Below are 15,155 nucleotides of genomic sequence, written 5' to 3' on the forward strand. Positions count from 1 at the left end.
CCTCATACCCAAGTTGTCACTTGAATTCTGTTCAAATGAGCAGAGTGTTGTCTTTTAAATCTTTGTGCAACAAAGCCACTTTAATTTAATGCATTGTTTTATAAAAATACTGGAGATCGAAATTAATATTTCATTATTTTTTGTACGCATTTGCTTACGTCAATTCAGGTACTTTGCATCTATACGAGCTGCCCATCATTTCCTATGATGAAGTCATCAGGAACAGGATGTTCCATAGAAGAATAACCAGAGATAAATACAAGGAAAGTAAGGTACGACAGGAGTTATACCAAGCAAACCAACACGGAAAACCCCTGGCAGGATGCTGGGGGTTTTTCACTTTTATCTTTTTATAAAGTCCAACTCAGAACAGCAGTAACTCAAAATTATTTATCTTCAAAGCTAAAAAAAGCACCTTCAGGTGCTTTTTTTCATTGTTGGGCTAAATTATAGCGCAACGATATTGATCGCATTTGGACCTTTTTGACCATCAACTACGCTAAAAGAAACACGTTGACCTTCAAACAAAGTTTTGAAGCCAGAACTGCTGATTTCTTTAAAGTGTGCAAAAACGTCAGGACCTGATTCTTGTTGAATAAAACCAAAACCTTTAGTTTCGTTAAACCATTTTACTGTACCGGTAACTGTAGTAGACATAATATAAACCTGTTAAATTTTTAATAATTTTAGTCATCGAAATGACTATGGATAACTTGGAAAAACAACAAGAATTGAAATAAAGATCTGAAAAAACTGAGGATTATAAATAATACTGCGGCACTTAAAGAAGTTTAACTAAACAACGCTTTTTTCTAGTTAAAGACAGCATAACCTAAATCATAAAATATTCAAGTTTTTTATATTTATTATTTATTTTTCTTATAAAAAAAGACTCGAATTTTTTGCTTTTAAATTTTGTCCTGATCCGTTTGCGCTTTATGCAGAGCATTTCAGCATCAGCGAATTAAATCCCCTAAATCTATGTTGTGCTTAAGTTGTTTTATGTTAATAAAAATCATTTTTTAAGTAACAATGTTTTTATAAGTATATGTAATTTATGAATTTGGTTGACATAAGGATTTTGTGTTTAAGTTAGTTATTGTCATTGCCGAGGTATAAGAATCCACCTATATTAAAAATTAATTGGAAAAATTAACTATAAGAATTTCTTAATTTTAATTTAAAACCATAACAAGAGTGAGTCTCATGGATTACTGGAACGGTGTGTTGCTTATATCCATCATCACCATGGTTGGGCTGGCCATGATCATCCTGTTTGTCGGATGTAAAATGTGGAAAAATCTGGTGGTGACTTTGCTGATAGCCACCTTGATCGGTTTTCTGATTATGTGTGCGATCAACTTTATCTTCGGTGACCGTCTGCAATTTCTTTGGGGTGTGCCTCAAAGTCACAATAGTAATTTCATGCTGGAAATGGGTCTGATGAGCCTGTTAATCGGTGGCGTGAGTACTTTTATCATTATGCTCGGCACGCTGGTAGCAAAAAGTAACAATAGAAATCAAAGTGATGAAGACTAGTTGTTAGCAAAATAACAGATATCGGCATAAGCGGGAGTGTACCGGAAAACCCAAAAAGTATAATGAGAATGCTTACAAAATCTAAAATCAAAACAAATTATCTTCAGCCCAAAACACAGCAGCATAGGGCTACGGAGTATGAATGTAGTTTCATCTTCCGTAGCGACATAATTAACCTGTAAAAAATTAAAGTTAAGAAAAACTTAGAACATCATTCTCAGGCCTGCCCCATAGATCCAGCCTTTTTCAGAGTCAGAGCTTTGCTGCCAGTCCGTCTGTTTGTTACCTTTACTATATTCATAACCCACTTCCAGATAAGGCATGAGCTTTTTGCTCAGCTCATAACGTGTTTCCAGACCCAAGGTTGCATGACGAAGACCGGTTTTTTTCGCATTCGCTGCCTGATCATTCAGGGTGAGATCCAGCTCGATAAAAGGCTGCATAATCAGTTTCTGCGTCAATAACAGGTCACGTTCCGTTTCCAGCTTTAATCCCACAAAGTCATCTTCACCGATATACAGATAAGCATCAGTTTCAAAAAAGTAGGGAGCCAGGCCATGCAGGCCAAATACCGCATCGAAACGCTCGTTCTGTTGTCGTATTGCAGCCCCAGCTAAATTTTCCTGACGGTAACGCACACCAGCCTGTACATCCCAGAAATCAGAAATATTTCGGCTATACAACACTTTGGCATCATATTCGGCCGAATGGGATTCATATTTGTCGGCTTCTAGCTTGAGGAAAATTTTATTTTCATCCGTGCCGACTCTGGCCTGGTTCTTGGACTTGAATGCTCCATTTCCCTCTGAACTATGCTGCCATTTCTGGTCCAGAATGATCTGGCTATAAATCTGTGCGCCATGTTCTTTACGGTGATCATGTTCGCTGGCAGAGCTGACTGAATTTTTTGGTGTGCTCAGCACCTGCTGTTGATGCAATAACTTTGGTGGCAGTTGATAGGATGCTTCATCTGTAGTTTCAGTATGCTGTGCGTGGTCATCAGCCATGTTTTGCATGGCATGATGCCCGCTATGATGCTGATGTTCATTATGACCCGTATGCTCGCTAGAAGCTGCCGCAAAAATACTCAGACTGCTTAGGGTAAGCGCACTGCTGAGCACTGACTTTACCAAAAGATTAGTGATGTGCATGGCTTTCTCCTTGAGCAGCTGCTGGCTTTGACGGTATTTTTTGTGAAGAAGGGTGAGATGCTTGATCTTCGTCAACCTGTGCCACAATCAGCTTGTTCATCATGCCGGCACTCATGTGATAGAGCAGATGGCAGTGAATCACCCATTCGCCCAGTTCGTCAGCCGTGAGCAGGGTGGTCACCGTTTTCCCGGGCGGCACAATGACAGTGTGTTTATTTGGCATATTTGCAGCAGACTGACCATTTTCCAGCTGCATAAACATGCCATGCAAATGCATCGGATGGGCCATCATGCTGTCATTGATAAATTTCAGCCGGATCCGCTCGCCATATTTCACTTGAAGTGGCTCAGCATCACTGAATTTTTTACCATTAATGGTCCAGATATAGCGCTCCATGGTTCCACCCAGACGAATCACCAGTTCACGTTCTGCTGCGCGGATATCGGGTTGTGGTGTCAGGGCTTTGAGGTCTTGATATTGCAAGGCTTTGTGCCCTGCAGGCGTAGACATATTGGCCCAGCCCTCAACCGGCTGATGAGGCTGATTGGTTCCGGACATGGCACTATGACTTGCATGCATGTCGTGCTGGGCATGATCATCATGTTTAGGCGTACCTGTTGCAGATTGTGTGGTCTGACTGCTGTGTGTGTCATGTGACATATAATGCTGCTCAGCATGTCCCATATCTTCCATGGTCAATAAGGCACGAGGGCGCGGTGTTGGTAATTGAACCGGCGCTGCGGTTTTGCTTGAATCAGTTGCCTGATGCAGACTGCCAATGGCAAAGCCTGAGCGGTCGATCGATTCCGCTTCAATCTGATAATGGGTCGCAGTCGGTTCCACAATCACATCATAGGTTTCAGCGGTTCCAATCCGGAATTCATCTACAGCGACCGGCTGCACAGCTTGTCCATCGGCGCTGACCACGGTCATTTTCAGCTGGGGAATACGCACATCGAAAAACGACATGGCCGAGGCATTAATGAATCGCAGGCGGACTTTTTCATTGGGCTGGAACTGGCCACTCCAGTTCTGTTGTGGTGTTTTTCCATTGACCAGAAAGGTATAACCGGTAACATCAGACAGGTCGGTTTTCAGCATACGCATCTGGTTCCACATCTTGCGATCTGACCAGGTGGCCTTGAGGCCGTCACGTTTCACCTGCTTAAATACATCACCCACGGTTTCGCGCTGATTCTGATAATATTCGGCCGATTTTTTTAAATTTTTCTGAATCTGCTGGCTGCCCTGTTCGTGAAAATCCGACAGCATCACCACATAATCCCGCTCGGTTTGTTCATGTGCAGGTAGCGATGTCTGGGCTTTGGGGCGAATCACCAAGGCGCCATAGAGGCCGTCCTGTTCCTGACCTTTGGAATGTGCGTGATACCAATAGGTGCCGTTTTGACGAACCTTGAAACGATAAGTAAAAGACTGTTTCGGTTTGATCCCCTGAAAACCGTTAAATCCGGGGACACCATCCATCAGCCCGGGCAGGAGCAGGCCATGCCAGTGCAGCGAGGTATCCTGATTGTTCAGGTTGTTTTGTACATGAATGACTGCATCATCACCTTCTTCAAATTCCAGCAAGGGTGCAGGGAATTTTCCGTTTACAGTGATTCGCTTGACCGTCTTTCCGGTGAGATTGATCGGGCTTTCATCAATGACCAGATGATATTCTTTTACGGCTGCAAACAGGGCAGACGACGAGATGAGACCGAAGCCCAGACACAGGCTTTGACTGATTTTAAGCAACATAACTTAATCCTTAATGAATAAAAAAATTTAAAAATTCAGGATCAAGCTTTGGGGGGGCGCAGGATTTCTTGCCAGTAACCGGCAAGGTGCTGGGCATGGTAAGCAGGGAGGAGGGTTTTTTCCGGATAACCGTGATCAGGCACGCTTAACTCGGGCGCTGCAATGGGCAGGCTGGTGATCAGGCTCTGACAGGCCATGGTGCCGCAATCCAGACAGTCTGGCGAATGCTGGGTGCTGTCACAATCCGGTTGTACCAGATTCTGATCTTGATGATGATCAGTCTCATGCAGAGAATGAGAGGCGGTCGGTTTTTTCATTTCCAGACAATGACTGCTCATTTTTTCAGTCGACATGACCAGATGCATGGTGTTTGCAGATGCGACAGACACACTGCTCCAGCCTATGGTAAAAACCATAAGCATCACCAACCAGATCTGTTTGACGAGCCGTGTGAGCAAAGTACACCCTGAAAAAAATGCGCTGCATGTTTGAGCAATAAAAGCATAAACGCAGTAACTCAAATTAGCAAATTCTGGACAGAATTATTTTTTAGGTCACCTACATACTACTTTTTTCATAGGTTCAGGTTTCAGTTTCGCACTTTTCACATTTTTTACAGTCTAGCAGTATCCCGAGTTTTTCTTTACGTCCTTGCTCGGTCATCACCCATGGGCGATTTTGCCAGGGCGGGGTATGCCGTACATGCTGGCCATGTCCGCAGGCCAGCCCTGCAACCCAATGCTGTTCTTCATCCAGATGAAAACTGATAATGGCCTGTTGCATGGTATACCTCCTGTGAGTTCAATCTGCCTCAGTATTGTTCTAAAAACCTATATAAATAAGTCATGCAAAATCACCATAAACAAAAGAATCCACACAAGCTATACTCCTTGCCAAGTCATTTTTTGAAAAAGAGCAGAGACACATGCGCGTACTTGTTGTGATGGATCCCATTGAAAATGTAAACCTGAAGAAAGACTCGACCATGGCCATGCTGTGGGCAGCAGCACGTCGCGGGCATGAACTCGGTTATGCATTGCAGCAAGATTTATATATCGATCAGGGCAAGGCCTTTGGTCTGATCGCGCCGTTACAGGTATTTGAAGACTACGACCATTATTATGAACTTGGCGAAAAACAAAAAGAGTCGATCGCTGCTTATGACGTTGTCTTGATGCGTAAAGATCCGCCTTTTGATATGAACTTCGTCTATACCACTTATATTCTGGAGCAGGCAGAGCGCGAAGGGGCATGGATCATCAACAAGCCGCAAAGCCTGCGTGACTGTAATGAAAAACTGTTCGCGACCCAGTTCCCGCATCTGCAAGTTCCGACCTTGGTGACTTCGCAGCAAAGCCTGATTCGTGAATTTCTCAAAGAACAGGTCGATGTGATTGTAAAACCGCTGGATGGCATGGGCGGCACCGGGATTTTCCGCCTGTATCAGGATGGCATCAACATCGGTTCAACCATTGAAATGCTGACCAATAATGGTACCCAGCCGATCATGGCGCAGCGTTATATTCCGGAAATTGTCGAAGGCGATAAACGCATCCTGATGATTAATGGCGAGCCAGTGCCGTATTGTCTGGCCCGTATTCCGCAAAATGGTGAAGTGCGCGGTAATCTGGCCGCGGGTGGTCTGGGCGAGGCGCGCCCACTGACTGAAACTGATAAGGCCATTGCAGCAAAAGTAGGGCCGTATCTCAGAGAGAAAGGTCTGGTTTTTGTGGGGCTGGATGTGATCGGAAATTATGTCACTGAAATTAATGTAACCAGTCCAACCTGTATCCGTGAAATTGATGCCCAGTTTGGTACTTCGATTGCGGATGATCTGTTTGCTGTGCTGGAAGCAGGTCAGGCCAATCAGGTTTAAAGGCAGCATTAGGTGAAAGAAGAGTCTGCTTGCAGGCTCTTTTTATCTTTTTATTTAGGGTAACGCTTAAATAAATATGCCGTCATTACCATGCCCAGCATCGAAAGGCAGACGGTGATAATGGCAAGATTGGCCCAGTATTGGGTGGTAGATATCAGCGCAGCGCTCAGGGTCGGTATAAAAAACTGTGCGCAGGCTGAAATTTGTAAAACCAGACCCACACTGGCCGCTGCTGCATAGGCGCGTGGTGCATAATGCAGGGTAATCGCAAAAACAGTGGTCGGGATCATCCCGCCAATCAGTGAAAACAGCACGGCACTGACAACCTGCAATTCAAATGAGAGCCAGGAATTTGCGGCAAATACCAAGCAACTGCTACAGAGCATTACCACAAATCCGGTACTCAATAAGGTGCGCGGTCTATAACCCTGTTGCAGCAACATGCCTGCGCCAAAAGTACCACCCAGATTGGCCAGAACGACCATCGAGACCAGCATCCCTGCGCGTTTTAAGTCCAGCCCCTGTTCAACATACAGCGTAGGCAGGAAGCCCGTGACAGTAATCCATTGACTGGTATAACAGGCAAAAATAATCGCCAGACAGATAATGGGAGGATGAGTCAGGGTAATTTGAACAATCTGCCAGAATGAGGTGTTTTCTGTAGCTGCCTGGGAAGAGTCTGGCTGTGTTACCAGGGCAGGTTCAATATTTAAATATTGTTTGATCATGCCAGCAATGACAAGGCACAGGCAGCCCAAAATGGCCCAGATCGTTTGCCAGTCCAGATATTCAAGCAGGAGAGGAATCATCAATACGGCCAGACTGACACCGATGCCCATATAGGAACTCCAGAGTCCCATCTTGAAATTCAGTGTTTCAGCGCGGCTGGTACGTTTTAAAATTGCTGGCGCACACAAGGAGATGGTTAAAAACCCGATTCCTTCCATAAAACGCAATACATATAAAGTGGCAGGCTGCGTAATCCAGAGCCCGGCAAGACTGCTCAGCCCTAAAATGATTAAGGCCATGATCAGGCAGCGCTTTAATCCCATTTTTTCCGAGAAGGCGCCAATGCATAGCGCAAACAGCATTCCGGCGGCCTGCACCAATGCTAACGAAAAACCAGCCTGAGTAAAACTCAGGTTTAAATCCTGCTGCAACACAGGAATCACGGCCGAAAGTTTGCCCACATGGATCGCAGCCAGATAACCGGCCAAGATAATCCATACATCACGCAATGAGATTTTTGACATCTATCCGAACTGAGTCCATTTAAAGCATCTGCTTGTACATCAAGCATCATTCATATATAGATATGAATAACATGAAAGTTTTATAAAATTTATAGGTTTTAAGCCTAAGCTCATTAGTCGATGATAAGACATGGATTGACCGGGAGTGAGCTGTAAATGGTTCTAAATAAAGCCCTATCCGGGGCAAGATCATTGATAATATAATGAAAAGTGAGTTTAAAATTGATATGATATGTCACTTAAGTCGAAGGAAAAGTGCAGACCTTATAAATAAAACGAGTCCAAACTTGAAATTTGCGTGAAAAAAACAATTAAAGCCTTGTTGAAATAAAGTAAATAAACTTTCATGGCCTGAGGTTTGTGATTACAATTGATTACTTAAATCAGATTTCCTGCTCCATTTTTAGTATTGAAGAATTAAACCGTGACCGACGCTCAGCAAAAACAGCCTAAACATGTCATGATGATGGCCGCAGGTACAGGTGGACATGTGTTTCCAGCGTTAGCTGTTGCCAAAGATTTACAACAAAAAGGTATACAGGTTTCATGGTTAGCCACCCCCACAGGCATGGAAAACCGCCTGTTAAAAAACCAGAATATTCCCATTTATCACATTGATATTCAGGGTGTGCGTGGCAATGGTTTCTTACGTAAAGCCTTGGCGCCTTTTAAAATCATGAAAGCCACCTTCAGTGCCATGAAATTCATGAAACAGCTTCAGGTCGATGCCGTGGCAGGCTTTGGCGGTTATGTGGCAGGCCCGGGTGGTTTGGCCGCGCGTATCTTAGGCATTCCGGTGCTGATTCATGAACAGAATGCAGTCGCCGGTTTTACCAATACCCAATTGTCGCGTGTGGCAAAGACGGTGTGTCAGGCTTTTCCAAATACCTTTCCGGCCCAAGAAAAAGTCGTGACTACAGGTAATCCGGTACGACAAGAAATTAGTGAAATTTTAAATCCGTCCTGGCGTTATCAGGAGCGTGACAAGGCAGGACTGCCCTTACGTATTCTGATTGTTGGCGGATCTTTGGGGGCGCAAGCCTTAAATGAACGGGTTCCGAAAGCTTTAAAGCAACTCAATGTGCCATTAAGCGTCTATCATCAGTGTGGGCAAAACCATGCCGAGTCGACACGGGCACGTTATGAAAATGCACCAGCCAGTTTGCAAGTTGAAGTACAGCCCTTTATTGAAGATATGGCCAAAGCCTATTCTGATGCCGATCTGGTGATTTGCCGTGCCGGAGCTTTGACTGTAACTGAAATTGCCACTGCCGGCGTAGCTGCGATTTTTGTGCCGCTTCCAAGTGCAGTGGATGATCATCAGACGGCCAATGCCGGTTTCCTGGCCAATATCAATGCGGCAAAGATTTGCCCGCAGGCCACAATGACCCCGGAAAGTTTAAAAACATTATTAGAGCCGATGCTGAATCGCCAACTGTTAATGGAAATGGCCGTGAAAGCACGCCGACAGGCTCAACCCGATGCGACTCAACATGTGGTCCGTTTAATTCAAGAATTGTAATCCGAGTAAACTATGTCTCCAACAACCCCAGCTGAACAAGCGAAAAAGTTAATTAAAGTGCCAGAAATGCGCCGTATCAAACACATTCATTTTGTGGGGATTGGTGGCGCAGGCATGTGTGGTATTGCGGAAGTGCTGAAAAACCAGGGCTATAAAGTTTCCGGTTCAGATATCAAGACATCCAATACCACCGCACAGCTGGAAGCGAATGGCATTAAAGTCTATATCGGACATACTGCAAATAATATTAAGGGCGCCAACGTGATCGTGGTCTCTACCGCGATTGATAAGGAAAATCCGGAAATTAAAACCGCGATTGAAAACCGTATTCCTGTGGTTCGCCGTGCGGAAATGTTGGGTGAACTGATGCGTTATCGTCATGGTATTGCCGTTGCCGGCACGCATGGCAAGACCACGACCACCAGTCTGATCACCTGTATGCTGGCTGAAGAAAACATGGATCCAACCTATGTGATCGGTGGTTTGCTGAACCGTACCGGTATGAATGCAGCCTTGGGCGCCAGCCGTTATATTGTGGCCGAAGCCGATGAGTCAGATGCTTCTTTCCTGCACCTGGAACCAATGGCTGCCGTGGTGACCAATATTGATGCCGATCATATGGATACCTATGGCGGTAGCTTCGATGTCCTGAAAGATACTTTTATCCAGTTCCTGCAAAAACTGCCATTTTACGGCTTGGCCGTAGTCTGTGGTGATGATGCCAATATCCGTGAAATCATGCCGCGGATTGCACGTCCATTACTGACTTATGGCTTCAATGAAGACAATGACATCCGCGCAGTAGATGTTGATCAGGATGGCATGCAAACCCACTTTACCGTATTGCGTAAAGAGCGTGAGCCATTGCGTGTAACGGTCAACCAGCCAGGTTTGCATAATGTGCTGAATGCCTTGGCTGCGATTGGTATAGCAACTGATGAAGGCGTGTCTGATGCTTCAATCTGCCGTGCACTGGAAGGTTTTAGTGGTGTGGGTCGCCGCTTTGAAGTTCAGGGTGAGTTTGCGATTGAAGGCGGTGACGTGAAACTGGTGGATGACTATGGTCATCATCCAAAAGAAGTCGAAGCGACGATTAAAGCTGCGCGTCAGAGTCATCCGGACCGTCGTCTGGTAATGATGTTCCAGCCACACCGTTATAGCCGTACCCGTGACTGCTTTGATGATTTTGTGGAAGTACTTTCGACTGTAGACCAGTTATTGTTGCTGGATGTTTATCCTGCTGGCGAAAAACCGATTGTCGGGGCGGACAGCCGTACTTTGGCCCGCAGCATTCGTCTACGTGGTGAAGTCGAGCCAATTCTGGTCGATGCGGCGGACGGCAACCTGAATCAGATCATGAGAAAAGTATTGCAAGCAAATGACTTGTTATTAACCCAGGGCGCAGGTAATGTTGGAGCAATCTCAGTCGAACTTGCACAAAATCACTTATATATAAAATAGTCATCTTGTGTGACTGAATTGAATTGACCAGATTGAAAAAAGTTTAAGGATATAAACGTGTCAAATGCTTCAAAATTCGGAAAAGTTGCCGTGTTGCTTGGTGGTAAATCTGCAGAGCGTGAGGTTTCTTTAGACAGTGGTACGGCGGTACTTGAGGCATTAGTGCGTTCAGGGGTCAATGCGGAAGCGTTTGATCCGCAGGAGCGTAGTGTCACAGAATTGGTGAATTATGATCGTGCATTCATTGTATTGCATGGTCGTGGCGGGGAAGACGGCCAGATTCAGGGTGTGCTGGAATGGTTAGACGTACCATATACCGGTACGGGCGTACAAGGTTCTGCCATCGGCATGGACAAGGTCAAGACCAAACAGGTCTGGCAGGGCTCGGAATTGCCGACAGCACCATATCGCATTGTCATCAAAGATTCCGATGCGGCTGACATTGTTAATGCTTTAGGTTTGCCTTTGATTATCAAGCCGGTACATGAAGGTTCCAGTATCGGTATGAGCAAGGTCGAAAAAATTGAAGACTTTGCCGAAGCGATTGCCAAGGCAACTGAACACGATGCCGTGGTGATGGCAGAAAAATGGATTACCGGTCGTGAATTCACCATTGTGGTTTTAAATGGTCAGGCACTGCCGGTGATTCGTCTTGAACCGCCTCAAGATGTTGCCTTCTACGACTATGAAGCTAAATATAACCGTAATGATGTGCAATATGGCATCCCGTGTGGTTTAAGCGAAGCTGAAGAGCAGCAGTTAAAAGCCTTGAGTTTACGCGCGTTCCAGGCAGTCGGCGCCAGCGGTTGGGGCCGGATTGATGCCATGCAGGATGAACAGGGCAATTTCTGGCTGCTTGAAGTCAACACCGTGCCGGGTATGACCAGTCATTCTCTAGTGCCAAAAGCGGCAGCTGCAGTCGGATACAGTTTTGATGAGCTGTGTGTTGCGATTCTGGAACAGACTCTGACCGGTTCGGCACACTAAATATGGCTCAGCTTCCTGTTTCCATGCGCCGTAAACGTGCTGCAATTACCTCGATTCACGACAAGCCGCCAACACGCAAAGAAAAGCTGGCTAATTTTGGTGGTTGGTTATTGTTGTGTATCGCGGTGCTGGTACTGGCCGCTGGAGTATGGGGTTTATATAAAGTCATGACCAATACTGATGTAGCAGAACTGGGCGTAGTAGGTACGCGCTCGGCTGCTGAACAGCATCAGGTCATGCAATATGTATCACCGATTGTGACCGAAAACTATTTTACTTCGGATTTGGAAGCGATCCGCGACCGTACCCTGGAATTGTCCTGGGTGGACCGGGTCGTGGTTTCTCGAGCGTGGCCAAATGGTATTCGGGTCAGGGTCATGCCGCATCATGCAATTGCACGTTGGGGAACAGGGCATTTATTAAGTGACAGTGGCGTGATTTTTACGGAAGTCACACCCAAGAATTATCAGGCATTACCGTTACTACATGGGCCGGCGAGCCATGCAGAAACCATGATGCGTCGTTATAATGAAATTAATCAGTTATTTTTACCACAAGGCATTCGTCTAAAAGAATTATACCTCACCGAGCGAATGACCTGGTTTATGCAGTTTGATTCGGGTTTAAGAATAATTGTGGATAAAGATCAGACCATGAGCAAATTACAGCGTTTAAGTCAGCTATCCCAGCGTGATTTGAAGCCGGTCTGGTCTAAAATCTCGGCTATCGACCTGCGTTATCGCAATGGATTGTCGATACAGTGGAAAAATTCAATTCCGCCTAAAATTGTAAATGGACATTTTATTGTAACCATTAATGACATGGGCGTTGAGAATAATGTAACAGTAAAGCCATAATGACCGGCTTTAAAAAATAGAGGCGTTTAAAGCCATAAATCTAACAAACACGTAATGGTAGTAGTGAATAATGAGTGAAGCTGTTCCCTCGGTTGTGGCGATTGACATTGGGACACACAAAGTTTCAGTTTTGATTGGCAAGGTACACGCGCCAGACAATATCCAAGTGATTGGTATGGCCACCGCTCGTAACCGAGGCATGAGTAAAGGGAAAATTGTCAGTCTCGATAAAGTTATTACTGCAATTAAAAATGCCGTTCAAGAAGCAGAAGATATGGCAGAATGTCGAGTACATTCTGCTTGGGTTTCTATTCCAAGTGCCGAATTAAAAAGCTTTTATGCATCGGGGCGTACCTCGATCGATAATAGCGAACATGCGATTACCACCAGCGAAGTGGTACGTGCACTGGAGTTAGCCAAAGCCAGTCATTTGACTTCAGATCATTATCTGGTCAGCGCTGTGCCTCTGGGCTTTGAGCTAGATGATTCACCGGAATGGGTGCTGAATCCGATTCGGATGTCGGCACATAGCATGACCGGACATTATCATCTGATGATGCTGCCGATCAGTACCATGCAGAATATTGACCGTGCCCTGAAGGGGGCCAATATCGGCGTAGAAAAAATGGTGGTGTCGAGTCTGGCCACCGCTGAAGCCAGCCTGCTCAAAGATGAAAAAGAATATGGCGTATGTCTGGTAGATATTGGTGCCGGCACGACCAACGTTGCAGTGTATGTAGATGGCCGTCTGGCCTTAACCCATACTTTCCAGCGTGGCGGTGAACATGTAACCCGTGATATTGCAGCAGTATTGCAAACCACAACTGAAGAAGCTGAACGTCTGAAATTGCTGTACGGCTGTGTTGACCTGAAAGTGGTCAAGCCTGACCATATGATTCAGTTCCAGGGCATTGATGGACCACAGACCATCAGCCGGATCGAGCTGACCGAAATCATTATGGCGCGTTATGAAGAAATTCTCGGACTGGTGCGTGATGAGTTGGTGAAAAACGGTGCTCTCCAGGGCTTATATCATGGGGTAGTACTGACCGGGGATGCCAGTCATATTGAAGGAATGGTGAGTTTTGTCCGCCGTACCATGGGAGTCTCGGCGCATTTAGGTAATCCGCCGACTCAGGTGTATGCGGATGAACCTCATCAGGCCGCTTTGCGTCGTTCGCAATATAGCACTGTGGCTGGTTTGTTGATGTTTAGTCAGAGTGATACCCAGGACACGATAGTGGAACAGGATGATGTAGAACGGTTGTCATTGGCTCAGCGGGTTAAAAGAGCTTGGTCTGGCTTTAATGACACCCTGAAATCCATCTTTTAAGTCGATTTTTATTGTGAATATTGTTGAGAAGATGTAGTTAATCGGGCTTGTACTTGACAAGTGAACGCATGAGCAGCATTCTTAAAAACAATTTTATCAAGATTAAGGCAGTATACGGGCTTAGTGACTGCCAATTATGAATTAGGAATTTTATAGGTCATGGCCTCATTTGAATTTTTCGAAGACGATCATAGCGATAGCAATGGTCAAGCCCGTTTCACTGTATTTGGTGTAGGTGGTGCGGGTGGTAATGCTGTACAGCATATGTTGCAGTCCGATATTCAGGGTGTAAAGTTTGTTTGTGCCAATACGGACAAGCAGGCACTGGATCGCATGGAAGCTGAATTTAAAATTCAGCTGGGCGAGCAGAGTACCCGTGGTCTGGGTGCCGGTGCAAATCCGCAAGTGGGCCAGACTGCAGCGGAAGAAAGCCGTGAACTGATCCGTCAGCAGCTTGAAGGCACAGATATGGTATTTGTGACTGCAGGTATGGGGGGTGGTACCGGTACCGGTGCTGCGCCAGTCGTAGCTGAAATTGCCAAAGAAATGGGTATCCTGACTGTAGGTGTGGTAACGACGCCTTTCAACTTCGAAGGAAAACGTCGTTTACAGTCTGCTGAAAAAGGTATCGAAGCCCTTGAGCAGCATGTGGACTCGTTGATCATCATTCCAAACCAGCGTTTATTGAAAGTCTTTCGTGATATTTCAATGAAAGATGCATATAAAAAAGCGGATGATGTGCTACTGAATGCAGTACGCAGTATTTTTGATTTAGTGGTACGTCCAGGTCATATCAACCTTGACTTTGCTGACTTGAAAACCGCCATGAGCACACGTGGTTATGCCATGATGGGTGTTGGTTTGGGTCGTGGTGAAAACCGTGCCCGTCAGGCAGCTGAACAGGCGATCCGTAGTCCATTGCTCGATAACGTAACCATCATGAATGCCAAAGGTATTCTGATCAATGTAACCGGTGGCGATGATGTGACTTTTGGTGAAATTGAAGAAATCACTGATGTTGTCAATCAGATTGTCGATTTAGATGAAGGTCAGGTGTTCTACGGTACCGTTTTTGATCCGGATGCACGTGATGAAATCAGTGTGACCGTGATTGCAACAGGTCTCACCCGCCATGCAGCCGATTCAGTTGAGCCGACCAAACGTACCAATGTACAGGCAACTCGTCCAGCTGCTGCACAGGCCGTGGTTGAAGATGACGATGTGCCGGCAATTCAGCGTCAGCAGCATGAAACAGGAGCAGCAGCGAACCCGGCAGCAGCATCAGTTTCTAGCCCGCGGCCAACGCCAATGAGCATTCAGGATTATCTTAAGAATCAACAACGTAAATAACATGTAACATGATGTGTTTACTTGGATTACACAGTAAAGGTGGCTTAAAAGCCACCTTTTTGTTTTT

At 45.6% G+C, this 15,155-nt stretch carries 14 protein-coding genes; 8 read left to right on the plus strand and 6 right to left on the minus strand.

Going from position 1 to position 15,155, the window contains the following annotated elements; genetic code table 11:
• Positions 1-447: 447 nt before the first annotated feature.
• Complete coding sequence (locus VXP95_RS03640) at positions 448-657, minus strand: cold-shock protein (RefSeq protein ID WP_004281299.1); 210 nt, start codon at positions 655-657, stop codon at positions 448-450.
• 549 nt (positions 658-1,206) lie between these two features.
• Between VXP95_RS03640 and VXP95_RS03645 the strand changes: the two genes are divergently transcribed.
• On the plus strand, positions 1,207-1,539 hold the full coding sequence (locus tag VXP95_RS03645) for a hypothetical protein (RefSeq protein ID WP_416681480.1): 333 nt from the start codon (positions 1,207-1,209) through the stop codon (positions 1,537-1,539).
• Positions 1,540-1,742: 203 nt separating this feature from the next.
• Here the strand turns inward: VXP95_RS03645 and VXP95_RS03650 are convergent, their stop codons facing one another.
• The 4 genes from VXP95_RS03650 to VXP95_RS03665 all read right to left on the minus strand — a co-directional run bounded on the left by VXP95_RS03650 (position 1,743) and on the right by VXP95_RS03665 (position 5,232).
• Positions 1,743-2,690 (minus strand): copper resistance protein B, encoded by a 948-nt coding sequence (locus tag VXP95_RS03650; RefSeq protein WP_416681478.1) that lies wholly within the window; start codon positions 2,688-2,690, stop codon positions 1,743-1,745.
• Positions 2,677-4,449, minus strand: a complete 1,773-nt coding sequence (locus VXP95_RS03655) for a copper resistance system multicopper oxidase (protein WP_416711442.1) — start codon at positions 4,447-4,449, stop codon at positions 2,677-2,679. Before VXP95_RS03655 ends, VXP95_RS03650 begins: the two co-directional genes overlap by 14 nt.
• Before the next feature lie 41 nt (positions 4,450-4,490).
• On the minus strand, positions 4,491-4,865 hold the full coding sequence (locus VXP95_RS03660; RefSeq protein ID WP_416711443.1) for a hypothetical protein: 375 nt from the start codon (positions 4,863-4,865) through the stop codon (positions 4,491-4,493).
• Positions 4,866-5,031: 166 nt separating this feature from the next.
• Entirely contained in the window at positions 5,032-5,232 is a 201-nt protein-coding gene (locus VXP95_RS03665) for a DUF3565 domain-containing protein (protein WP_416711445.1), read from the minus strand.
• A gap of 142 nt (positions 5,233-5,374) precedes the next feature.
• On the opposite strand from VXP95_RS03665, the gene gshB reads away from it, so the two are divergent.
• Positions 5,375-6,325, plus strand: a complete 951-nt coding sequence (gshB, locus tag VXP95_RS03670) for a glutathione synthase (protein ID WP_004281308.1) — start codon at positions 5,375-5,377, stop codon at positions 6,323-6,325.
• A gap of 50 nt (positions 6,326-6,375) precedes the next feature.
• Here gshB and VXP95_RS03675 read toward each other — a convergent pair whose 3' ends face one another.
• The gene (locus VXP95_RS03675; protein ID WP_416711447.1) at positions 6,376-7,578 is read right to left on the minus strand and encodes a CynX/NimT family MFS transporter; all 1,203 of its coding nucleotides are present in this window, start codon (positions 7,576-7,578) and stop codon (positions 6,376-6,378) included.
• Positions 7,579-8,002: 424 nt separating this feature from the next.
• Here VXP95_RS03675 and murG point away from each other — a divergent pair, with 424 nt between their 5' ends.
• The 6 genes from murG to ftsZ all read left to right on the plus strand — a co-directional run bounded on the left by murG (position 8,003) and on the right by ftsZ (position 15,088).
• Positions 8,003-9,100: an undecaprenyldiphospho-muramoylpentapeptide beta-N-acetylglucosaminyltransferase gene (murG, locus tag VXP95_RS03680; protein WP_416681468.1), complete on the plus strand. Its 1,098-nt coding sequence runs from the start codon at positions 8,003-8,005 to the stop codon at positions 9,098-9,100.
• A gap of 12 nt (positions 9,101-9,112) precedes the next feature.
• Positions 9,113-10,561 carry a UDP-N-acetylmuramate--L-alanine ligase gene (gene murC / locus VXP95_RS03685; RefSeq protein ID WP_064095069.1) on the plus strand — a complete coding sequence of 483 codons (1,449 nt, stop codon included), beginning with the start codon at positions 9,113-9,115 and terminating at the stop codon, positions 10,559-10,561.
• Between the two features lie 57 nt (positions 10,562-10,618).
• Positions 10,619-11,548 (plus strand): D-alanine--D-alanine ligase, encoded by a 930-nt coding sequence (locus VXP95_RS03690; RefSeq protein WP_416711448.1) that lies wholly within the window; start codon positions 10,619-10,621, stop codon positions 11,546-11,548.
• Between the two features lie 2 nt (positions 11,549-11,550).
• The gene (locus VXP95_RS03695; protein WP_416711449.1) at positions 11,551-12,405 is read left to right on the plus strand and encodes a cell division protein FtsQ/DivIB; all 855 of its coding nucleotides are present in this window, start codon (positions 11,551-11,553) and stop codon (positions 12,403-12,405) included.
• Positions 12,406-12,475: 70 nt separating this feature from the next.
• Positions 12,476-13,738 carry a cell division protein FtsA gene (gene ftsA, locus VXP95_RS03700; RefSeq protein ID WP_064095066.1) on the plus strand — a complete coding sequence of 421 codons (1,263 nt, stop codon included), beginning with the start codon at positions 12,476-12,478 and terminating at the stop codon, positions 13,736-13,738.
• A 159-nt stretch (positions 13,739-13,897) separates the two neighbouring features.
• On the plus strand, positions 13,898-15,088 hold the full coding sequence (ftsZ, locus tag VXP95_RS03705) for a cell division protein FtsZ (RefSeq protein WP_064095065.1): 1,191 nt from the start codon (positions 13,898-13,900) through the stop codon (positions 15,086-15,088).
• Positions 15,089-15,155: the final 67 nt, after the last annotated feature.

Origin of the sequence: Acinetobacter sp. 226, from assembly GCF_048147925.1 — a bacterium.
Lineage (GTDB): Bacteria > Pseudomonadota > Gammaproteobacteria > Pseudomonadales > Moraxellaceae > Acinetobacter > Acinetobacter pecorum.